Source organism: Streptomyces sp. NBC_01431, assembly GCF_036231355.1.
Lineage (GTDB): Bacteria > Actinomycetota > Actinomycetes > Streptomycetales > Streptomycetaceae > Streptomyces.
The window spans coordinates 941188-960381 of the sequence record NZ_CP109496.1; the positions used below are offsets into that span (position 1 = coordinate 941188).

The 19194-nt window shown below is 70.1% G+C and carries 24 protein-coding genes; 13 read left to right on the forward strand and 11 right to left on the reverse strand.

Going from position 1 to position 19194, the window contains the following annotated elements:
* Positions 1-67: 67 nt before the first annotated feature.
* Positions 68-970, forward strand: a complete 903-nt coding sequence (locus OG522_RS04520; protein ID WP_329461611.1) for a carbohydrate-binding protein — start codon at positions 68-70, stop codon at positions 968-970.
* Between the two features lie 27 nt (positions 971-997).
* On the opposite strand, the gene OG522_RS04525 is transcribed toward OG522_RS04520, so the two are convergent.
* Positions 998-2032, reverse strand: coding sequence for a sphingomyelin phosphodiesterase (locus tag OG522_RS04525; protein WP_329461612.1), 1035 nt, complete (start codon positions 2030-2032; stop codon positions 998-1000).
* 190 nt (positions 2033-2222) lie between these two features.
* Here OG522_RS04525 and OG522_RS04530 point away from each other — a divergent pair, with 190 nt between their 5' ends.
* Positions 2223-3305: an NAD(P)H-dependent amine dehydrogenase family protein gene (locus OG522_RS04530; RefSeq protein WP_329461613.1), complete on the forward strand. Its 1083-nt coding sequence runs from the start codon at positions 2223-2225 to the stop codon at positions 3303-3305.
* The gene (locus OG522_RS04535) at positions 3302-3781 is read left to right on the forward strand and encodes a carboxymuconolactone decarboxylase family protein (RefSeq protein WP_329461614.1); all 480 of its coding nucleotides are present in this window, start codon (positions 3302-3304) and stop codon (positions 3779-3781) included. Before OG522_RS04530 ends, OG522_RS04535 begins: the two co-directional genes overlap by 4 nt.
* A 51-nt stretch (positions 3782-3832) precedes the next feature.
* On the opposite strand, the gene OG522_RS04540 is transcribed toward OG522_RS04535, so the two are convergent.
* On the reverse strand, positions 3833-5482 hold the full coding sequence (locus tag OG522_RS04540; RefSeq protein ID WP_329461615.1) for a GMC oxidoreductase: 1650 nt from the start codon (positions 5480-5482) through the stop codon (positions 3833-3835).
* Positions 5483-5554: 72 nt separating this feature from the next.
* The gene (locus tag OG522_RS04545) at positions 5555-6646 is read right to left on the reverse strand and encodes a hypothetical protein (RefSeq protein WP_329461616.1); all 1092 of its coding nucleotides are present in this window, start codon (positions 6644-6646) and stop codon (positions 5555-5557) included.
* Between the two features lie 64 nt (positions 6647-6710).
* Here OG522_RS04545 and OG522_RS04550 point away from each other — a divergent pair, with 64 nt between their 5' ends.
* Both OG522_RS04550 and OG522_RS04555 read left to right on the forward strand, forming a co-directional pair.
* Positions 6711-6887, forward strand: coding sequence for a hypothetical protein (locus OG522_RS04550; RefSeq protein ID WP_329461617.1), 177 nt, complete (start codon positions 6711-6713; stop codon positions 6885-6887).
* Positions 6888-6919: 32 nt separating this feature from the next.
* A complete protein-coding gene (locus OG522_RS04555) occupies positions 6920-7513 on the forward strand; it encodes a helix-turn-helix domain-containing protein (protein ID WP_329461618.1) in 594 nt (197 codons plus the stop codon).
* A 9-nt stretch (positions 7514-7522) separates the two neighbouring features.
* Here OG522_RS04555 and OG522_RS04560 read toward each other — a convergent pair whose 3' ends face one another.
* A complete protein-coding gene (locus OG522_RS04560; protein WP_329461619.1) occupies positions 7523-8113 on the reverse strand; it encodes a TetR/AcrR family transcriptional regulator in 591 nt (196 codons plus the stop codon).
* Between the two features lie 99 nt (positions 8114-8212).
* Positions 8213-8989, reverse strand: a complete 777-nt coding sequence (locus OG522_RS04565; RefSeq protein ID WP_329461620.1) for a LysR family transcriptional regulator substrate-binding protein — start codon at positions 8987-8989, stop codon at positions 8213-8215.
* 57 nt (positions 8990-9046) lie between these two features.
* Here OG522_RS04565 and OG522_RS04570 point away from each other — a divergent pair, with 57 nt between their 5' ends.
* The 3 genes from OG522_RS04570 to OG522_RS04580 all read left to right on the forward strand — a co-directional run bounded on the left by OG522_RS04570 (position 9047) and on the right by OG522_RS04580 (position 10902).
* Positions 9047-9463: a DUF5997 family protein gene (locus OG522_RS04570; protein WP_329461621.1), complete on the forward strand. Its 417-nt coding sequence runs from the start codon at positions 9047-9049 to the stop codon at positions 9461-9463.
* Positions 9464-9829: 366 nt separating this feature from the next.
* Positions 9830-10279 carry a MarR family winged helix-turn-helix transcriptional regulator gene (locus tag OG522_RS04575; protein WP_329461622.1) on the forward strand — a complete coding sequence of 150 codons (450 nt, stop codon included), beginning with the start codon at positions 9830-9832 and terminating at the stop codon, positions 10277-10279.
* A 35-nt stretch (positions 10280-10314) separates the two neighbouring features.
* Entirely contained in the window at positions 10315-10902 is a 588-nt protein-coding gene (locus tag OG522_RS04580; protein ID WP_329461623.1) for a hydrolase, read from the forward strand.
* 7 nt (positions 10903-10909) lie between these two features.
* On the opposite strand, the gene OG522_RS04585 is transcribed toward OG522_RS04580, so the two are convergent.
* Complete coding sequence (locus tag OG522_RS04585) at positions 10910-11410, reverse strand: flavin reductase family protein (RefSeq protein ID WP_329467486.1); 501 nt, start codon at positions 11408-11410, stop codon at positions 10910-10912.
* A gap of 252 nt (positions 11411-11662) precedes the next feature.
* Between OG522_RS04585 and OG522_RS04590 the strand changes: the two genes are divergently transcribed.
* The gene (locus OG522_RS04590; protein ID WP_329461624.1) at positions 11663-12010 is read left to right on the forward strand and encodes a PRC-barrel domain-containing protein; all 348 of its coding nucleotides are present in this window, start codon (positions 11663-11665) and stop codon (positions 12008-12010) included.
* 50 nt (positions 12011-12060) lie between these two features.
* On the opposite strand, the gene OG522_RS04595 is transcribed toward OG522_RS04590, so the two are convergent.
* The 5 genes from OG522_RS04595 to OG522_RS04615 all read right to left on the reverse strand — a co-directional run bounded on the left by OG522_RS04595 (position 12061) and on the right by OG522_RS04615 (position 16118).
* Complete coding sequence (locus OG522_RS04595) at positions 12061-12978, reverse strand: cation diffusion facilitator family transporter (RefSeq protein ID WP_443074659.1); 918 nt, start codon at positions 12976-12978, stop codon at positions 12061-12063.
* A 57-nt stretch (positions 12979-13035) separates the two neighbouring features.
* On the reverse strand, positions 13036-14223 hold the full coding sequence (locus OG522_RS04600) for an SRPBCC family protein (RefSeq protein WP_329461625.1): 1188 nt from the start codon (positions 14221-14223) through the stop codon (positions 13036-13038).
* Entirely contained in the window at positions 14216-14878 is a 663-nt protein-coding gene (locus OG522_RS04605; protein ID WP_329461626.1) for a DNA primase, read from the reverse strand. Before OG522_RS04605 ends, OG522_RS04600 begins: the two co-directional genes overlap by 8 nt.
* 107 nt (positions 14879-14985) lie before the next feature.
* A complete protein-coding gene (locus OG522_RS04610) occupies positions 14986-15702 on the reverse strand; it encodes a GvpL/GvpF family gas vesicle protein (protein ID WP_329461627.1) in 717 nt (238 codons plus the stop codon).
* Positions 15699-16118 carry a gas vesicle structural protein GvpA gene (locus tag OG522_RS04615; protein WP_329461628.1) on the reverse strand — a complete coding sequence of 140 codons (420 nt, stop codon included), beginning with the start codon at positions 16116-16118 and terminating at the stop codon, positions 15699-15701. The genes OG522_RS04610 and OG522_RS04615 overlap by 4 nt, the downstream gene beginning before the upstream one ends.
* Before the next feature lie 466 nt (positions 16119-16584).
* Here OG522_RS04615 and OG522_RS04620 point away from each other — a divergent pair, with 466 nt between their 5' ends.
* From OG522_RS04620 to OG522_RS04635, 4 genes are all read left to right on the forward strand, one after another.
* On the forward strand, positions 16585-16989 hold the full coding sequence (locus OG522_RS04620; RefSeq protein ID WP_329461629.1) for an STAS domain-containing protein: 405 nt from the start codon (positions 16585-16587) through the stop codon (positions 16987-16989).
* Between the two features lie 149 nt (positions 16990-17138).
* On the forward strand, positions 17139-17993 hold the full coding sequence (locus OG522_RS04625) for a DUF1206 domain-containing protein (protein ID WP_329461630.1): 855 nt from the start codon (positions 17139-17141) through the stop codon (positions 17991-17993).
* A gap of 122 nt (positions 17994-18115) precedes the next feature.
* The gene (locus tag OG522_RS04630; protein ID WP_329461631.1) at positions 18116-18403 is read left to right on the forward strand and encodes a hypothetical protein; all 288 of its coding nucleotides are present in this window, start codon (positions 18116-18118) and stop codon (positions 18401-18403) included.
* A gap of 278 nt (positions 18404-18681) precedes the next feature.
* Positions 18682-19176: an STAS domain-containing protein gene (locus tag OG522_RS04635; protein ID WP_329461632.1), complete on the forward strand. Its 495-nt coding sequence runs from the start codon at positions 18682-18684 to the stop codon at positions 19174-19176.
* Positions 19177-19194 lie beyond the last annotated feature (18 nt).

The following is a 19194-nucleotide window of genomic DNA, read 5'->3' on the forward strand; positions in this document are numbered from 1 at the left end:
CGCCGGGGAGCCGTGCTCCACCCCCCACCCTCGTCACATCCATGACGCACGGTCCTGGAGGAGCCAGATGAAGAGACGCAGAACCGCCCTGGCCGCAGCCCTGTTCACCGCCGCCGTGGGACTCGGCGCGATGCAGAGCGCCGCGCCCGCCGCCGCCCGCCCCACCGCGACCCCCTCCCCCGACGCCCCGCACCGCGGCACGGTGGCCGGGGCGCGCACACCGGACCGGAACCCGGCACGTGAGCGTGCCGCACAGGCGCTCAGGAAGAGCCGCGCCGGCAAGTTCCGTGAACCGGCCGACGATCCCACGCACAACTGGTGGGGAGTCTTCCCCCAGCCCGGCACGCACGACGGCATCACCGCCACCCACACCGTGGACCCCGACTACCGGGTGAGCCAAGCCGACAACTTCACCTACGCACCCACCACCAAAGCGCAGAACTCCTGCATGGAGGTGGTCACCGCCTACTGGAACAGCGGCGACGAGATATGGGCGTGGGACTGGTGCGGAGCGGGCGGACCGGCCAAGACCGTCACCGTCGACGCGGACTTCAAGGCGAAGTACACCCAGTCCTCCGGCTCGGGGCTCGCCTACAGCGTCCAGCTGGTGCGGGACGACGGGCCCGGCAACAGCTGGTCGTCCTATCTCTACAACTACCGCTCGGCGCAATGGGAGTTGCTGTACCGCCAGTCCGGGCAGGACCAGAGCGGGCTCGACCACGGCTGGGACATGTTCGAGATATACGCGAGCGTCAACCCCTCCACCGGCGTGGGCTACTACTGCACCGAGGCGCGGAACAGCGTCTTCGACAGCAGCGCCATAGAGCTGCGCAGCAATGGAACCTGGAAGCCGGCGAGCCCGGCCGACTCGCCGTGGACCGAGCAGAATCCCTCGGGCCAGGACTTCCTTTGCCCGCGGCTCCGCTTCATCCAGGCGGGCGCCGACGACCACTGGACGGTACGCCAGTAGTCGCCGCCACCCTCGCCCCGCCCCGGGTCAGCCGAGCTGGAAGGTCGCCTCGACCGGGTAGTGGTCGCTGGGCGAGCGGGTGTCGAGCTGGCCCTGGGCCCAGCCGGCCTGCGGGTCGAAGTCGCTGGTGACGGTCGGCAGAGTGGAGGGCACCGGGCGGCCGGGGGCGTTGAGGTAGCCGAGGTAGTCCAGGTTGTCGCGGTAGTCCTTGGGGAACGTCTCGACGTCGGCCATGTACTGGCACCAGGCGGACACCGCGCAGTCCATGGTGGCCGGCCCCGCCCCTGCCGCCGGGGTCCCGAGTGAACCACCCACGGCCGACTGGGAGTTGACGAAGTCACCGCGAGTCCGGCCGTGGTTGTACTCGACGTTGAGGTCGCCTCCGATCAGCACCGGCGCCGAGGCACCCACGACGCCGTTCACCCAGTCGCGTATCTCGCCGAGCTGGCCGAGGCGGGTCTTCTGGGTGGTGTCGGTGGAGGTGTTGGACTGGTCGGCCTGAAGGTGGGTGCCCACCACCCACGTCTTGGTGCCGTTCTTGTCGATCTGGGCGAGGGCCGCGCCCTTGTTGGCGTTGTAGTCCCAGGTGCCCGAGGTGGAGTTGCTGAAGACGTGCGCGTACTGGGCGGTGATCGGGTACTTGGAAAGGATCATCGTCCCGCCGTTGATCACGAACCAGGAGTTGGAGCAGTTGCCGCTCACACCGTTCCAGCCGCCGCCCGAACACGCCTGGCCGACCACCGGGGTGCGGTAGGGGTAGAGGTCGGCGAGCTTGGCCGAGATGTCGTCAGTGGAGGCGTGGTTGAACAACTCGTCCAGGATCACGACGTCCGCACTGTGCTGCCGGACGATCGACTCGATGACAGGGGTGCGCTGGGCCGCCTTCTCGTTCTGCGTCGAGTCGACGATCGCGGTGCCCAGGTCGACGTTCCACGCGAAGACCGAGAGCGTCGGGGCGCCGGCCGCCGCGTCGGCCGACGGCGCGAGCAGGACCGCGCCCCCGGCCAGGGCGGCCGCTGCGGTGAGGGCGGTGAAGGCGGAGGCGGTTTTGGGCGCGCGCATGGGAGGACTCCTGATGGTCGCTCAGCGGTGGGGAACGGCGGAACTTTAGCTACTGGCGAGTACTTCCGGAAGAACTGCGGCTGACCCAGCCATGGCGACCCGGTGTCCCTGCGATCACCAGGACTCCACGGGCCGTACATTTTCCGGCACGGCACTAGGAACCTCCGGGCCCGCTCGCTACCCTCCGCGCATGATTCCCACGGTTGTCTGGGGTACCGGCAATGTCGGCCGTGCGGCGATACGTGCCGTCGAGGCCCATCCGGCGCTGGAACTCGTCTCCGTACTGGTCCACGACCCGGCCAAGGTCGGGCGCGACGCGGCCGAACTCGCCTGCCTGGGATACGAGTTGGGGGTCGTGGCGACCGATGACGTGTCGGCCGTACTGGGTGCCGGACCCCGGGCCGTGGTGTACGCGGCGTCCGGGGACGTCCGGCCGGACGAGGCACTCGCCGATGTCACCCGGGCCGTCCGCGCCGGTGCCGTGGTCGTCACCCCGGCGCTGTACCCGCTGTACGACCGGCTCGGCGCCCCGCCGGAATTCCGTGACCCCGTCCTCGCCGCCGTCGCGGACGGCGGCGGGTCCCTGTTCGTCTCCGGCGTCGATCCCGGCTGGGCCAACGACGTCCTGCCGCTGCTGATCAGCGGCCTCGGCACCACCGTGGACGTCATCCGCTGTCAGGAGATCTTCGACTACTCCACCTACGAACAGGAGGAGTCGGTGCGGCACCTGGTCGGCATGGGGCAGCCGATGGAGTACGAGCCCCTCATGCTCGCTCCGTCCGTTCCGAGCATGGTGTGGGGCGGGCAGATCCGGCTGATGGCGCGGGCGCTCGGGGTGGAGCTCGACGACATCCGCGAGACCATGGACCGGCGCGCGCTCGACGCCACGGTGAGCACCCTGACGATGGGCACCTTCGAGGCCGGCACGCAGGGCGCGGTGCGGTTCGAGGTCCAGGGCGTCGTGGCGGGTGAACCCCGCATCGTCATCGAGCACGTCACCCGCATCCACCCGTCCTGCGCGCCCGACTGGCCGGTGCCGCCCGGCGGCGGCGACGGCGCCCACCGGGTGATCGTCGAGGGCCGCCCGCGCATCGAGGTCACGGTGGAGGCCACCGACGAGGGCGAGAACCGCTCGGCGGGCGGCAACGCCACCGCGGTCGGCCGTCTGGTGAACGCCATCGACTGGCTGGCGGCCGCGGATCCCGGGCTCTACGACGCGCTCGACGTCCCGCTGCGCCCGGCAGTCGGCAGACTCGGAAGGAAGCAGTCATGAGGATCGACATCCCCGAGGGCCAGGAACCGATCGGGTACGTGTGGGGCGACATGGTTCCCGGGATCGGCATGGCCGCCGCGAACTTCTCCCTCTCGGTGTACTCCCACACGACCCTGGGGCTGCGGGAGTTCGAGGCGGCGCGGCTGCGGATCGCGCAGATCAACGGATGCCTGTTCTGCCTGGACTGGCGGACCGACCGGGACGGCGAGAAGGTCGAGGCCTCCTTCGCCGACGCGGTCACCCAGTGGCGCACCACCGAGGCCTTTGACGACCGCACCCGGCTCGCCGCCGAGTACGCCGAGCGGTACGCCCTCGACCACCATGGGCTGGACGAGGAGTTCTGGGGCCGGATGACCGCGCACTACAGCCAGGTCGAGATCGTGGAGCTGAGCATGAGCATCGGCTCCTGGCTGGCGTTCGGCCGGCTCAATCACGTGCTCGGGCTCGACGCCGTGTGCGTACTGCCCACGCACTGAGCACCGAGTGAGGGGCCGCCCGGCGCCTCGGGCGGCCCCTTCGATGCGCGGTCACCGCAGATCGGTGGCGATGATCTTCTCGATGTTCCGTTCGGCGAGCGCCGTGATGGTGACGAACGGGTTGACGCTGGTGTTGCCCGGGATCAGCGAGCCGTCGATGACGTAGAGGCCCGAATAGCCGTACAGGCGCCCGTAGTTGTCGGTGGCCCTGTTCAGGACCGCGCCGCCCAGCGGATGGTAGGTGAGCGTGTCGTTCCAGATCTTGTAGACGCCGAAGAGGTCGGTGCGGTAGATCGTCCCCTCCGTCGCGTTGATCTTGTCGAAGATCGTCTTGGCCATGTCGATGGAGGCCTGCTTCCAGGCGGTCTGCCAGTCCAGGTCGACCCGGCCGGCCGTGGGGTTCCAGGAGAACGTGCCGCGGTTGGGGTTCTTGGTGATCGAGAGGTAGAACGAGGCGTACGTCTCGATCCCGGTGGGGAGCGGCGCGACTTCGGCGAAAGCGCCGCCGGCCGTCCAGTTGTCGATGCCGCCGCAGGGGATGGCCGCCTGGACCTGGCCTGTCGGGTCCCACATGTAGTTGGCCCGGCCGCACATGACGTTGCCGTTGTCGCCCCAGCCCCGGCCGATCTCGCCGTTCAGAGCGGGTAGCGCGCCGGTGGCCTTCAGCTTGACGAGGAGCTTGCTGGTGCCGACGCTGCCGGCCGCGAAGAACACCTTGTCGGAGGTGACGGTCTTGGTGGCGGTGACGTCGCCGTTGGTGTTGAGCTGCTCGATGACGACCGTGTAGCCGCCGCCCGACCCCGGGGAGACCGAAGTGACCCTGTGCAGCGCGGAGATGGCGACCCGGCCGGTCGCCTTCGCCTGCGCGAGATAGGTCTTCTGCAGCGACTTCTTGCCGTAGTTGTTGCCGTACAGGATCTCGCCCGCGACCGCCGACTTGGGCACGGTGCCGGCCGCCTCCTGCTTCATGTAGTCCCAGTCGTACACGTCGGGTACGAAGACGAACGGGAACCCCGAGCGCTGGGCCTGTTTGCGGCCGACCCGGGCGAATTGGTAGCAGTCGACCGTGTCGAACCACGCCGGATCGATCAGACCGCTGCCGAGACCGGCGTTGGCGCGCGGGTAGTAGGTGCCGTACATCTCGTCGGGATCGACCGACGGGAGGATGGCGCCGAAGTTCTGGCGCAGGGGCGTGACCGCCATGCCTCCGTTGACCAGCGAACCGCCCCCGACGCCGCGGCCCTGGTAGACGGTGATGCCGCTGAAGTCCTCGGCGTCCAGGATCCCGGTGTAACGCGGGATGTCCTTGTCGATCGGGATGCCGAAGAAGTTGCTCAGCGGCTGTTTGGTCCTGGTGCGCAGCCAGTACGAGCGGTAGTCCGGCGCGGTCGTGTTGCAGAAGATCTTGCCATCGGAGCCCGGGGTGTCCCAGGCCATGCCCATCTCGACCATCTGCACGTCGACGCCGGCCTGCGCCAGGCGCAGCGCGGCGACGGAGCCGCCGTACCCGGTGCCGATCACCAGGGCCGGGACGTGGGCCCCGTCGCCGATCGGAGCGGCCGGGTGGGCGACGGTCTGCGCATGGGCCGCGGTGGCATGTCCGGCGACGGCCGCGAGCCCCAGAATAGAACCAGTTCCAGCGATGAATCTTCGGCGCGAAACTCCCTGTGAGCCTGAATCATGCGCGGTAGTGTCACTCATGTGACATTCCTCACTCTCGATGGAGTGAGAACAGGTTCTACTGGCACTGAGGCGATAAGTCACTAGAAACCTCTAGGTAACTTGCGGCGGCCTGCGGTCGATCGGAGTGACCGGAGTGCGGATGGCGACCGGCGTGCGGCGCACGCCCGACCAAGGGGCCGGCACGGCGTCGATGTCCCGCGCGAGCCGCTGGGCCAGGGCCTCGTAGTTGACCCGCCACCCCCGGAAGTGCGGCCACGCCTCCTCGGGGGTGCGCTCGGCCGGATAGCCCTGCTCCCGCATGCGCGCCACCCCGGCCAGGAAGTCCTCGTAGCCGAGCGCCAGCGGGCTGTCCGGGTGCGGGTCGGGGTCGTAGGCGATGCCCAGCGTGTCGGCGATGTCGCGCAGGCACACGAAGCCCGCGCGCAGCGCCATCCGCACATCGGACTGCGGCTGGGAGGGGTTGAAGGCGAGCCGCAGAGCGGCGGCGTCCATCACCGCGAGGAGCGCGATCAGCCAGTTGCGGGTCGCCTTCGGGGAGCGGAAGTGGATGAGGACCGGGTAGGTGGTGTGGCTCTCGCCCACCTCCGCGCTCCACCGCTCCCAGTTGCGGAACAGTTCGCCGATGCTGCTCACGAGCTCGACCTGCGCGTACCGGGCGAGGATCTCCGGCCCCCAGGGCGGGTTGCCCGCGCGGGCCCCGAGCAGGGTCACTTCGGTCTCGCGACGCTGGTAGGCGGCGTACAGGGTGGGCAGATAGCCGATCTGGAGACCGATCACGATCGGCCCGGTGGCCGCCGCGCAGAAGTCGATCGCGTTCAGGGACGCCCTGTTGCTGGTGGCGAAGCCGAGCGTGAAGAGCGAGGAGCCGGACTCGATCAGCGAGTCGCGCAGACCGAGTCCGCTGACCGCCGCTTCGAGGAATCCGTAGCCGGCCATGAAGCACAGGAGCCAGCCCATCAGGGTGACCACGATGGACAGCGGCGCCACGGGCGCCAGCACCCGGTCCTTGGCCTCGGCACCGTGCATCAGGTCGGCCACCCGCTGGAACGGCCAGTGCACCGAGCGCTGCACGAGCCGGGTGAAGCTGGACCGGGTCGGCCGGGGAATCACCAGGGTGCGCAGCACCGAGGAGAAGATCCCGAGCACGAGGACGGCGCCGACGACGCCGAACACTGCTCTCACCGCGACTGTGTTCCTTTCAGATACGCCTCCGGGCCCTGCCCTCGCCCGGCCACAGGAAGGTTACGTGCCGTCAACACCCGCTGCGGCCAGGCCCGGCCGCAGTTCACAGGCCGTGGCACCGGTCACCGAGGACCACCTCGCCCACCTCGCGTTCCAGGTGTGCGGAGAACGGCGGGCGGTGACGGCCCCGGGGGTGTCCTCGGCGATCAGGTGGGCGTCGATCGCGGCCCTCCTGGGTTGACAAAGCCCCTTGCCGTTGTGGCAAATGAGAGGATGGCCCAAGACGACCTCACCGATGTACTGACCGGCGTGGGACCGCGGCTGCGGGCGCTGCGGCGGGCGCGCGAAGCGACCCTGGCGCAGGTCAGCGAGGCGACCGGGATCTCGCTGAGCACCCTGTCGCGCCTGGAGTCCGGGCAGCGCAAACCGACGCTTGAGCTACTGCTTCCGCTGGCCAAGGAGTACCGCGTCCAGCTGGACGAACTCGTCGGGGCGCCGGCCACCGGCGATCCCCGCATCCACCCGCAGCCCTTCAACCGGCACGGCCAGACCTTCGTACCGCTGACCCGGTTCCTCGGCGGGCTGCACGCCTACAAGCAGATCGTCCCGGCCCGCAAGACGGCCGACGGCCTGCGGCCGGAGCTGAAGGTGCACGAGGGCTACGAGTGGCTGTACGTCCTGTCGGGGCGGTTGTGGCTGGCGCTCGGCGAGCACGACCTGATCCTCACCGCGGGCGAGGCCGCCGAGTTCGACACGCGCACCCCGCACGGCTTGGCCAACGCGGGCGACCGGCCCGTGGAGTTCCTCTCCCTGTACGGGGCGCAGGGCGAGCGCATGCACGTACGTGCCCAGCCCGCCGCGGACTGACCGGCCGGCTCAGTTCCGGGTGGGCGATGCCGCCTGCCAGCCGTGTTCGAGGAGCTCGAAGGCGCTCTCCACGGCCTTGCGGGAGTCGGCCTGGTCGCGGGCGAGGCCGAGCGTCTCCAGGGCGAACCGTGCCAGGGCAGCACAGGCCGGATCGTCCTCGGGCGCGCCGATGTCCTCGGCGATGGCGTGTGCGAGCGCCACCTCGTGGCGCAGCCACATGCGGTGCGAGTAGTCGCGCAACGCCGGGGTGGCGTCGACCAGTTCGACGAAGCGGATGAACTCCGGGTTCCCGTCCCGGGGGTCAATCTTGTTGCGCAGGATGTGGTCGCACAGCGCGGCGGGGACGGAGCATCCGGCGGGGCGCTCGCGCACCGCGGCGACCAGGGCGGCCTCCTGCCCGGCGTCCTCGTCGAAGAGGAGTGCTTCCTTGCCCGGGAAGTGCTTGAACAACGTGGTCGTGGAGACGTCCGCGGCATCCGCGATGTCCTTGATGCCGACCTGGTCGTAGCCCCGTTCGAGGAACAGCTTCAGCGCTGCGTCCGCCAGCGACTGCCGGGTGGCGGCCTTCTTGCGCTCCCGGCGCCCCATCGTCTCGCTCATGCGGACACCCTACCTCCGCAGTTGACTCGATGGAAAAGTTGCTTCGCTGCACTTTTATCGAGGGAAGCCCCTTGTGAGGCCGAGGCGGTGCGCTCGCGGTTACGACTTACGGCGGGGCTTTCCGCGCTTGGCGCCCTTCGGAGCACCCGAGGCACCGCGGGCGCCCTTGCCGGTGGGCTTGCCCGTCGACTTTCCGGCCGCGGGCTTGCGGGGGGCGCCGCCCTTGTCGGGACGCTTCTTCTTCGGCTGGGGCGGGGTCGGCGTACGGCCGCGGGAGCTGTTCACGGTGCGGCCGCGAACGATCCCGATGAACTCCTCCACCAGATCAGGAGTGACCTCCTCCTCCGGCCACGACAGCGCCACGCGCGACTCGGGGACGCCCGTGATCGTGCGGTAGGTGAGGTCCTTGCGGTGGTAGAGGCGGGCGAGCGACTGCGGCACGACAAGCAGCCCCACCCCGGCCGCCACCAGCTCGATGGCGTCCTCCGTCGTGGCCGGGCGCTCCAGCGCGGACCGGCCCGGCGGGCGCTCCCAGTCGAGGGTGTCGTCCAGCGGGTGCAGCACGATCTCGTCGGCCAGTTCCTCGGCCGACACCTCCTCGACCGCCGCGACGAGGTGGTCCTTGGGGACCACGACGACCGTCGTCTCGGTGTAGAGGGGGATCGCGCTGAGTTCGCTGCGGTCGATCGGCAGCCGCACGAATCCCGCGTCGGCGCCCCGGCCGCGCAGCACGTCGGGCGCCTCGGCGGCGGACACCGTACTGAGGGTCAGGGGGACGTCGGGCAGCCGCTCGTTCCAGATCCGCACCCACTTGCTCGGCGTCACACCCGGAACGTAGGCGAGCCGGAACGATGGGGATTCTTGCGAGCCTGTCACGTGGCCAGGTTACCGGTCGTGGTCGGAGGTATCGCACACGCTCGCTACTCTTGACACATGACGTCGCACCAGACCACCCAGACGATGAAGCCCGCGACCGCGGCGAAGAAGCTGGGTGTGTACCTTGAGGCCACCCCCGCCGAGTTCCAGGAGGGTGTCGTCTCGCGGGCCGAGCTCAACGCCCTGCAGGCAGACCCGCCGCAGTGGCTTCAGGAGCTGCGGCGCACCGGCCCCCACCCGCGGCCCGTCGTCGCGGCGAAGCTGGGCATCTCCATCGCGGGTCTCGCCCGCGGCGGGGTCACCGAAGCCCTCACCACCGAGCAGATCGACGCGCTGAAGCAGGACAACCCCGAGTGGCTCCAGAAGGAGCGGGCCACCCAGGCCGAGGTCCGCAAGGAAGCGGTACGCATCAAGGAGAAGAACAAGGAGAAGGAAGCGCAGCAGGCCGACCAGCCGCGCGCTCCCCGCTCCTGACCCCTCGGGGTACGAGCCCCGTTCCAAGGCGCCGCCGACCGGCGATTATCCCGGTCAGCGGCGCCGTTTCTGTTGCCGTTGCCGTTGCCGTGGGTCCGGTGCGGGGCGCCTGCGGCACACAGCTGCACTCGCGCCAGAGCCGCACCTTGGTCAACAGCAGCCACGGATAAGGAAGTTGGCCCATCCGGCCGTGCAGCCCGCTCCTGACGCCGTGGCGGCGGCCGCCGTACCCGTGGACACGGGGGGCCTCCGGGGGTTCAGTGGGCCCGGGGCCACGCGGGCTCAGGGGCCGTGGGGCCAAACCCCTCAGCTGAAACTGTTCAGGCCACACTGGACAGCCTGGCCTGAAGAAATTACCGTTGGGGCATGGACGACATCGCCGACGGCATCTCCACGTCCGCCCTGCGCGCAGCGCGCGACGTGCGCGTGGTGTTCAACCGGCTGCGCCGCCGGCTCCGGGAAGTCGCCGACATACAGGACCTCACCCCTTCCCAGGTGTCCGCGCTGGCCCTGGTCGACAAGTCCGGGGCCGCGTCGGCCAGCGCCCTGGCGGCGGCGGAGGGCGTACGTCCGCAGTCAATGGCCGCCACCCTCGCCGCCCTCGACCAGCAGGGGCTCATCCAGCGCCGACCGGATCCGCAGGACGGCCGACGTCAGCTGGTCACCCTGACCGAGGCGGGCCGCGAACGGGCCGCCGGCAACCGGCAGGCCCGGGTGGAATGGCTGACCCGCGCCCTTCAGGACCGCTGCACGGAGGAGGAACGCGGCACGATCATCGAAGCGATGGCCCTGATGGAACGGCTCGCCCAGCCATGAGGGACACACCGTCCACACGAAAGGCCACCATCAGCATGGCTCTCACCACTCTCGACCCGCACACCGCGCTCGTCGTGATCGACCTTCAGAAGGGCATCGTCGCCGCCCCCACCCAGCCTCACCCCGCCGCAGACGTCGTGGCCCGCAGCGCCGAACTCGCCGACGCCTTCCGCTCGCACGGACTCCCCGTCGTCCTGGTACGCGTCTCCGCCGCCGCCGACGGATCGGACGCCACCCCCGGCCGCACGGAGGCCGGTCACGGTCGCGGCGGCCAGCGGCCCGAAGGCTGGGACACCGTCGTCGACGAACTGTCCGGCCACCCCGAGGACATCACCGTCACCAAGCGGAACTGGGGCGCCTTCTTCGGCACCGACCTCGACCTCCAGTTGCGCCGGCGCGGCATCACCCAGATCGTGCTGACCGGCGTGGCCACCAGCATCGGCGTGGAATCCACCGCCCGCGCCGCCCACGAGCACGGCTACCACGTGACTCTGGCCACCGACGCCATGACCGATGTGGACCCGGAGGCGCACCGCAATAGCATCGACCGGATCTTCCCCCGCCTCGGTGAGAGCGGCACCACCTCGGAGATCGCGGAACTGCTGGCGAAGACCCGCGCCTGAACCTCCCTCAGGCCTCCGGCACTGGGTGGCCGGCCTCAATGCTCTGGCCGTCGCTCAGCCGGAACGGCTCCCACTGCGGCGGCTGCCGGGTGGGGGCTGCCGCCTCCAACGGGCTGAGCAGGAACCCGACGTGGTCCCCGCCCTCCGCGAGCCCCTCGACGCGCCCGACGAACCAGGCCGCGGCGTCGTCCAGGACGACCGTACCGGCGGGGCCCTCGTGCCAGCCGACGCCGGCGAACTTGTCCACTTCGTCGCCCGTCAGCCCGCCGAAGTGCTTGGCCAGCGCGTACTGTTCGCGGGCCAGCAGGTGGACCGCCAGGCTGTCGGCCTCGCGTGCCACGTGGTACGTCCGGTTGGCCGTGGACAGCCACACCATGAAGCGCACCGGCACGAGAGAGCACTGCGAAGCGAATCCGACGAGGCAGCCGGCCCGCTCCCCGTCGGCCACGGCCGTCACGATGTACATCGGATAGTCCAGGCGGTCGATGAACGACTCCATGGCGGTCACGATGCTCACCCTCCCTCGTGGTGCGCGGGCTGCGTCCAGGCGACCACGTTAGTGACCCCACGGCAGCCCGTCGGGCTGCCGCTCGGCCGATCGGCGCAAGGTTTCGGCACGAACCGGCCGGGCCGCGTGTACTGGGTGTAGGGGCAGCGGCGCGGGGAACCCGGGCGAGGTGCGGGCCCGACGCGCCGTGCACCAGCGGCGCTCACTCGCCCGCACTCCGCACGAGCCACCGTTCGAAGGGACTCCGTCACCATGGAAAACATCTGGGCCTACCCCGAGGCGGCCGCGTATCAGCCGGGTACCGACCTGACCGGGTACAAGGTCGAGGCGACCGACGGAAGCATCGGCAAGGTCGACAAGCACTCGGAGGCCGTCAGCTCCTCCTACATCGTCGTCGACACGGGCCCGTGGATCTTCGGCAAGCACGTCCTGCTGCCGGCCGGGCTGCTGACGCGCATCGACGTGACCGAGCAGAAGATCTACGTCGCCTGCACCAAGGAGCAGATCAAGGACTCCCCCGAGTTCGACAAGGAGAAGCACCTCGGGGACCCGGCCTACCACGAGCAGATCGGCGGCTACTACGGCGGACCGCACATGTGAGGTCCCCCAGCCCACGCTGCCCGGCCGCTGTCCGCGGCCGGGCAGCGCTGTCAGCGGCGGGTGTTCGGCGGTGCGTCCGTGATGTCGAGGAAGACCTGGTCGGCTGTCGGCCAGGTTTGCGCCACGGACGCCTTGATGCGTTCGCAGACCAGCTCGACGTCCTCGCTGTCGAGCCCGGGACGCAGGTCGATGCGGGCCGCCACCAGCGTCGAGTCGAGGCCGAGCCGCATCGTCAACAGGTCGGCCACGCGGTCGATTTCGGGCTGGTGGTCGAGCAAGGCGCGGATGCTGTCCCGCAGTTCCGGATCGACGGCTTCGCCGATCAGCTGGTCGCGGGCGTCCTTGCCGAGCCGGTAGGCCACGTACACCAGGAGCAGTCCGATGGACAGCGAGGCCGTGGCTTCCCAGACCTCCCGGCCCGTGACCATGTGCAGGACCATCCCGGCCAACGCAAGGAGTACCCCGAGCACCGCGGTGCTGTCCTCCGCGACGACGGTGCGCAGGGCCGGGTCGCTGCCGATGCCGCCGCGCTGGCCGCGTACCTGGTGCAGGGCGCGAAGCAGTGAGCCGCCTTCGGCCGCCAGTGACACGCCCAGCACCGCGAGCCCGGCCACGTAGCCGACCGTGGACTCGCGGTGGTGGGAGTGCAGGGCCCCGATCCCCTGGACGAAGGAGAAGCAGCCGCCCATGACGAAGATGCCGACGGCGGCGAGCAACGACCAGAAGTACCGTTCCTTGCCGTAGCCGAAGGGGTGCCGCTGGTCGGCCGGGCGGCGGCTTCGCCGCAGCGCCGCGAGCAGGAAGACCTCGTTCATGCTGTCGGCCACGGAGTGCGCCGCCTCCGAGAGCAGCGCGGGCGACCCGGCCACCAGCCCGGCTGCCGCCTTGGCGGCGGCGATGAAGAGGTTGACCCCGAGCGCGACGAGAACGGTCACCCGCGTCCTACGGTCCTTCGCCTGCCCGCTCACCGCTCCACGCCTGAGCGGTATACGACTTGACGGCCCGTCACCTGGCGAGCGTGATCGTCATCGGCGGCCGCTGCTACGGGAGTTGGCGTACTCACGGCGTTTGCGCGTGGATGCGCTCTCCTCGCCGTCGGCCGCCGTCCCTTCCTCGTCGGCGTACTCATCGTCGCCTTCCTCGTCGTCGTACGTCTCAGAGGATCCGCCCTCGTCCTCGTACGTCTCAGGAGACCCTTCCTCGTCCTCGTACGCCTCGGAGGATTCGTCCTCGGCCCCGTACGCCTCGTCGGGTTCGCCCTCGCTCTCACCCTCGCTCTCGCGACCGTCGTACTCCTCGTACTCCTCTTCGGGTTCGTCCTCGTAGGCACTGTCCGCCTCGGGGTCGCCGTCGCTCTCCTCGGAGTTCTCCGGCTCCCGTTCCGCTTCCTCCTCGGCGACCGCGTCCTCGTGGCTCACGACCACTTCGCCGTCCCTGATCTCACCGCGCCAGCCGTCCTCGGCCTCGCCGCGCAGGGTGATGTGCCGCGCGAAGTTCTTGAGGTCGAGCCGGGCGCGCCGGCCCTGGGAACGCCAGATGTTGCCGGTCTTCTCGAACAGGCCCTTGGGGTAGTACTCCATGACGAGGAGGACCCGGGTGAGGTCCGGGCCGAGGGCGTGGAAGGTGACGACGCCCTTGACGGTGCCCTTGGCGCCCTCCGAGGTCCACGAGATGCGCGAGTCCGGCACCTGTTCCGTGGTGCGCGCCTTCCAACTGCGGCTGGACCAGAAGACCTTGACCTTCCAGTCCGATGTGGTGTCGTCGGCGACGGTCGCGCTCTTCACCCCCTTCGCGAAGGTGGAGAACGACTGGTACTGGGTCCACTGGTCGTAGGCCTCGCGCACCGGGACGCCCACGTCCACGGACTCCATGATCACGGTGGGCCTGCGGCCGCCACCGCCCTTCTTCCGCTTGCCGCCGAGCCCCTTGAACAGGTCCTGCGCGCCGTCCTTGAGGTGGGAGGCCCCGAGCTCGACGGCGGTACGGACCGGGCCCTTTCCCTCGGCGACCTTGCGGCCGCCTTCGAGAGCGAGCTTGGCGAAGCCCGGACTGCGGCCCTCGGCGATGTCGTTGAGCTTGACCGTGCTCTCGCCGAGCTTGTGGCCCACGCCCACCAGGAGCCGCTCGCCCTGGGCGAGCAGATAGGACTGGAGTTCCGACTTGAGGCGGTCGGTCGCGGCGCTGCTGGTCAGGGGGTTCTTCGACTCAGTCACGGCCGTCACCGCCCCGGCTGCTGCGCCGGCTCGACGCCTTCTTGGCGGGTGTCCGTTTGACGGTGCGCTGAACGGACTTGGCGGTCTTCTTCGCCGCGGAGGACTTGGGAGCGGACTTGGCGGTGCCGCCCGACTTGCCCGCGGCGGAGGACCTGGCGGACTTGGCCGATGAACTCCTGGCGGCGGAGGCCTTCTTGGCCGGAGCCCGTTGCCTCCGCCCCGCCGACCCCTCGCCACGCCCCGCCGAAGTCCCGTCCTCGTCCTCGTTCTCCCCCTCGTGCTGGTCGCCGTCCTCGTCCTCCTCCTCGTCCGAGGCGGCGGAAACGTCCGGAGTCACTCCCGAGATGCGGTCCTGTACGTCCAGTGTCCGGTCGTGCAGCCGGTCGGCGAGGCCTTCGATCTGCCGGTTGAGGAGGGCGCCCGTGGCTGCCTTGCCCACCCCGCGCAGATCCTCCCGCAACTGGTCGCCGATCTCCTTGAACTGCGGATTTTCGGCCAGTTGGGCCGTCGCGAAGTCCGCCAGCGCCCGCGGGTTCAGCTGGAGTCGCTTTCCCATGACCAGCGTCCCGATGCCGAAGGCGAGCTTCGCCTTCTTGGTCCGTCCGAGCAGATAGCCCGCGCCCACCGCGAGCCCCAGTCCCAGCCGATTGTTCATGCTTGCCCGTCCTCTTCTCCGTGTCGCGGTCTCGGTGCTCTGTCGTCCGTCGTCCGTGGCCACCAATCCCCGTACCTGTCGCCGCGCGTTCCGGCGCGGCCGCCACGTCACTCCACGAAGCTGTAGGGCGGCAGCGGGCCGTTCAGCTGGAGTACGAGCCGGGGGTTGTCCGACTGGAGCGCCCGCACCGCCGAGATGAATTCGTCCTTGTGCTCGCGCGCCACCAGGAATGACATGTTCGCCAGCCAGCCGCTGCTCTCGGGCCCGGGGCTGGTGTCCTCGGCGACGCCCGTGAGGACCTGGCCGATCAGGGCCGCGTCGCGGGCCTCGCACTGCTGCACTGCCGCGACGACGAGTTCGCCGAGCCGCAGCTTCTGTGCCTGACTGCCGCCTCCGGCCTTCCTGTTGGCCTCACTGAGCGTCCGCAGTTCCGGGTTCTCGGCGAGCACCTGGTGCAGGACGGCCTCTTCGTCGTGGGTGGCCTTCACGTTGTACTCGACCCTGCCGTCAAGGGAGTTGAGCCGCTCCAGGTAGTGCTCCTCGCGCTCGGCGAGCACCGAGGCCACGGCGTCGTCGTCGGGTGCGATGCCGCCGAACCGCATCGGCAGGACGACACCTGCCGCACCCGCCACGGCGAGGACACTCTGGTGCGCGAGGAGATCGCGCCGCTTGGGCTTCAGGTCTTCCGGGGCATCACTCACCAGGGCGACCAGCGCGCCGCGCTCCACTGTGCGTACCGGGCGCGGCGGGTCGCCGACACCGCTGACGTCACCGGTCAGCGGGGGCGGGGAGTTACGGGCTATGCCGTAGACGTAGGTGCTCATTCCTGCTCCTCCTTCCGGCGCGAGGTGGTGCGCCGAGCACGCGGCTTGGGCTCCGGCTGCCCCTCCTCGCGGGCCTCCTTGAACGCGTCGGAGATGGTCTGCGCGGCGCCCGAGAGCGCTCCCTTGGACTTGCCGCGCGCGCCGGATTCCGTGATCTCGCCCACCAGGTCGGGCAGACCCGGATCGCGGTGCGGGCCGGCCTCCAGGTCGAGGCGGTTGCACGCCTCGGCGAACCGCAGATACGTGTCCACGCTGGCGACCACGACCCGGATGTCGATCTTCAGGATCTCGATGCCGACGAGGGACACCCGCACGAACGCGTCGATCACGAGCCCGCGGTCGAGCACGAGCTCCAGAACGTCGTAGAGACCACTGGTACCGCCGCTGCCGCCTTGCTGTGCCGGGACGACCGTCATTGCGTACTACCTCCTTGTGATGTGTGTGCCGGGGGCCGTCGGCCGACCCCCGGCACGGGAGACCGCGAGTCGGCGGCCGGCCTCCGCCCCTCATGGCCACCGCCACCGGGACACACTCATGCGCGTGCCCGGCCGCGAGGCATCGGGGACGGCGGGATCCGGCCACCCAACTCCGGTTCCGTCCAACCGAGTTCACTGGGATGTGTGCATTGACACCCTCACCGTGAGAGCAGGTTCATCACACCGGGTAGCCAGCAAGGCCAGAGCCAAACCCGACGGCCAAAACTGGCGAAATTACGGAGTGTCACGCACGTGAGATTCGCTGATCGTTGGGGCATGACGACTAGCAGGGGCTTTGCGTATCGACTTCTCTTCACGATCCCCCCAGAAGTTACGGAGAGTGAGATATCGCGTGCGGGGCGCGACATCCAGGCACCTGGCGCACAGGGAGACGGGCAGGCACGACGTGGGCGCAGACGAACTGGCCTTCCGGCTACGGACTCGCTCCGTGGAGGGCACCATCATCATCGAACTGCACGGCGAGCTGGACATGCTGGCGCATCTGGAGCTCGGCCCGCGCGTGCACGCACTGACGCGACTGGCCACCCGGGGTGTCGTGGTGGATCTGCGTGCGGTGACATTCCTTGACGCGGGCGGCATTCGCCTTCTTTTGACGGTGCGTCAGGAAATGGTCCGCCGGGGAGGTGAACTGCGTCTGATACGCGGCATACCGCAGATATCGAAGGTGCTGCGGATCGTTCGCCTGGACGAGGTGTTCACCGTGCTCGACGGGCTCCCCACCGCCCTGGCGGACGGCGCGACCACCACCACCCAGGACCCTCCCCCCGGTACCCCTGTTCCGCTGTGCTGAGGGGCGCTTGCGCCGTTGTTCCGCCGGTGTGACGGGTACGGCGGCGGGTCGCCGGGGCCGTCCTGGCCTTGACAGCCGGTGTCCGGGTGAGCAGACCGCTTCGTTCGGGGCATGAGAGAGACAAGGCGGCCACAGAGGAGGACATCGTGATGTCATCGCACGCACACCGTCCGGGAGCGCCGGGCTCCGCCTCCAGGTCCACGGCCCGGCGTTCCGCGCAGAACGAGACACTGACCGCCGCGGGGCGGGCGGGATTCGGCGCCCGCGGCCTCGTGTACGTCCTCATCGGCCTGCTGGCCATCCGCATCGCCATGGGAAGCGGCGGTGGCGAGGCCGACCGGCAGGGCGCGCTGCGCGAGATAGCCGCCCGGCCCTTCGGGAACGTGCTGCTGTGGGCGCTGGTGGCCGGCTTCGGTGGCATGGCGCTCTGGCGCGCCTCGCGAGCCGTGCCGCTCAGGGGGCCCCACCGCAAAACCGGATCGCGACTGCTGGACGGCGGCCGGGCGCTCTTCTACGCCTTCGTCTGCTGGGGAACCGCCGCGTTCGCCGCCGGACGGGGTGGGGGCGGCGGGGGCGCTGGTGGAGGCGACGCCAAGTCGCGGGACTGGACGGCCTCGGCGCTGAATCTGTCCTACGGCCGGGTCCTGGTCGCCGTCGCGGGCTGCGTGGTCATCGGCATCGGCCTGACACTGGCGGTGCGGGCCGCCCTGCGCCGGTTCCTGCGGCAGTTGGACACCGGGGCGATGAGCCGGCGTACGAGGGAGATCGTCACCGGCCTGGGCGTGGGCGGCGGCGTGGCGCGGGGCATCGTGTTCGCCGCTGCCGGGCTCTTCGTCCTGGTCGCGGCGGTCCGCTTCGACCCGAACCGGGCGAAGGGCGTGGACGCGACGCTCCGCAGCTTCGCGCACACGCCCGCCGGTCCCTGGCTGCTGGTCGCCGTCGCGACCGGACTGATCCTCTTCGGCGCCTTCTCCTTCGCCTCGGCCCGATGGCGCCGCCTATAGACGACGGTGTATCCGGCCCGATCCCCAAGCCCTGGACGCTTGGCGCTTGGCGCTTGGCGCGGCCGGTCGTCGAGCAACATCCCCCGAGGTGTCAATTCCTGTACAATCAGGAGGAGTTGAGCATGTCCAGACGCTACGGTGGAAACCCCGCGGCTACGATCATCATCGTCATCGCGGACCTGGCGGCGCTGATTCTGCTCCTGTGGATATTCTTCTTCCTGCTCGACGCCAACACCGCCAACAGTGTGGTGTCCTGGGTCCACAGTGCCGCGGACTGGCTGGCGGGCTGGTCGCGCGACATGTTCACCGCGAAGTCGGACAGCTGGCGCACCGTCCTCAACTACGGCCTGCCCGCCGTCGTCTACCTGCTGGTCGCCCACGCGGTGGCCGGCCGGGTGAACCGCCCCTGACGCAGAGCGCCGGTGCGCCCTGGCAGGCGGGAACACAGGGCACCACACAGGCCCGAGCCCCGAGGCAGCTCGGGCCGTGCGCGAGGGGGCAGCGCGCGAGGACAACCGGCGGATCGGATCACGGCCGGGGACGGGGACGGCGGATCAGGGCTGGGGACAGCCGGTGATCACGGCCAGGGACGGCCGGATCAGGGCCGGGGTCGCCCTGATCACCGGATACGCCCTAGGCTGGTAGCCAACCCCCGGCAGCGACAGGATCCGCTCCGAGGAGGCACACGGTGACCAAAGACCCCGGCAATCCCACCGACCCCGCCGCAGAGCCCCGCCCGCAGTCCTCGGGGCCGGGCACTCGCACGGTCGGGCGGCGCCGCTCCCCCGCGCCCCCGCTGTCCACCGCCGCACGACGATCCGCGCTCCCCGGCACGGACGAGGTACGCACCGTCGCCCTCACGGGAAGCCTGGGCCTCACCACGGTTCCAGCCGCACGGGAGCGGCTGCTGCGCGCGTGCGACGGTCCCGGCATCAGCCTGCTGCTCGACCTGTCCGGCGTCACATCCTGCGACACCCTGGGCCTCGGGCTGCTCGTGGCGATGGCACGCAGGGCGCGGTCCTTCGGCAGCGGCCTGCGCCTCGTCGCCCCGAGCCCGGCCGTGGCGCGGGCACTGGAAGACAGCGGCCTCATCCGGCTGTTCTGCGTCTGCCCCGACATCGATACGTCGGCGCGCACACCAGCCACCGGGCCACCCGGCCCGGTCCTCCCGGAAGCCGCCTAGGCGTGTTCCTTGAGGCTC

Bases quoted from the DNA above. Each gene is read 5' to 3' on its own strand.
- OG522_RS04520 (WP_329461611.1), top strand. From the start codon at position 68: ATGAAGAGACGCAGAACCGCCCTGGCCGCAGCCCTGTTCACCGCCGCC.
- OG522_RS04525 (WP_329461612.1), bottom strand. From the start codon at position 2,032: ATGCGCGCGCCCAAAACCGCCTCCGCCTTCACCGCCCTCACCGCAGCG.
- OG522_RS04530 (WP_329461613.1), top strand. From the start codon at position 2,223: ATGATTCCCACGGTTGTCTGGGGTACCGGCAATGTCGGCCGTGCGGCG.
- OG522_RS04535 (WP_329461614.1), top strand. From the start codon at position 3,302: ATGAGGATCGACATCCCCGAGGGCCAGGAACCGATCGGGTACGTGTGG.
- OG522_RS04540 (WP_329461615.1), bottom strand. From the start codon at position 5,482: ATGAGTGACACTACCGCGCATGATTCAGGCTCACAGGGAGTTTCGCGC.
- OG522_RS04555 (WP_329461618.1), top strand. From the start codon at position 6,920: ATGGCCCAAGACGACCTCACCGATGTACTGACCGGCGTGGGACCGCGG.
- OG522_RS04560 (WP_329461619.1), bottom strand. From the start codon at position 8,113: ATGAGCGAGACGATGGGGCGCCGGGAGCGCAAGAAGGCCGCCACCCGG.
- OG522_RS04570 (WP_329461621.1), top strand. From the start codon at position 9,047: ATGACGTCGCACCAGACCACCCAGACGATGAAGCCCGCGACCGCGGCG.
- OG522_RS04575 (WP_329461622.1), top strand. From the start codon at position 9,830: ATGGACGACATCGCCGACGGCATCTCCACGTCCGCCCTGCGCGCAGCG.
- OG522_RS04580 (WP_329461623.1), top strand. From the start codon at position 10,315: ATGGCTCTCACCACTCTCGACCCGCACACCGCGCTCGTCGTGATCGAC.
- OG522_RS04590 (WP_329461624.1), top strand. From the start codon at position 11,663: ATGGAAAACATCTGGGCCTACCCCGAGGCGGCCGCGTATCAGCCGGGT.
- OG522_RS04605 (WP_329461626.1), bottom strand. From the start codon at position 14,878: ATGAACAATCGGCTGGGACTGGGGCTCGCGGTGGGCGCGGGCTATCTG.
- OG522_RS04610 (WP_329461627.1), bottom strand. From the start codon at position 15,702: ATGAGCACCTACGTCTACGGCATAGCCCGTAACTCCCCGCCCCCGCTG.
- OG522_RS04615 (WP_329461628.1), bottom strand. From the start codon at position 16,118: ATGACGGTCGTCCCGGCACAGCAAGGCGGCAGCGGCGGTACCAGTGGT.
- OG522_RS04625 (WP_329461630.1), top strand. From the start codon at position 17,139: ATGTCATCGCACGCACACCGTCCGGGAGCGCCGGGCTCCGCCTCCAGG.
- OG522_RS04630 (WP_329461631.1), top strand. From the start codon at position 18,116: ATGTCCAGACGCTACGGTGGAAACCCCGCGGCTACGATCATCATCGTC.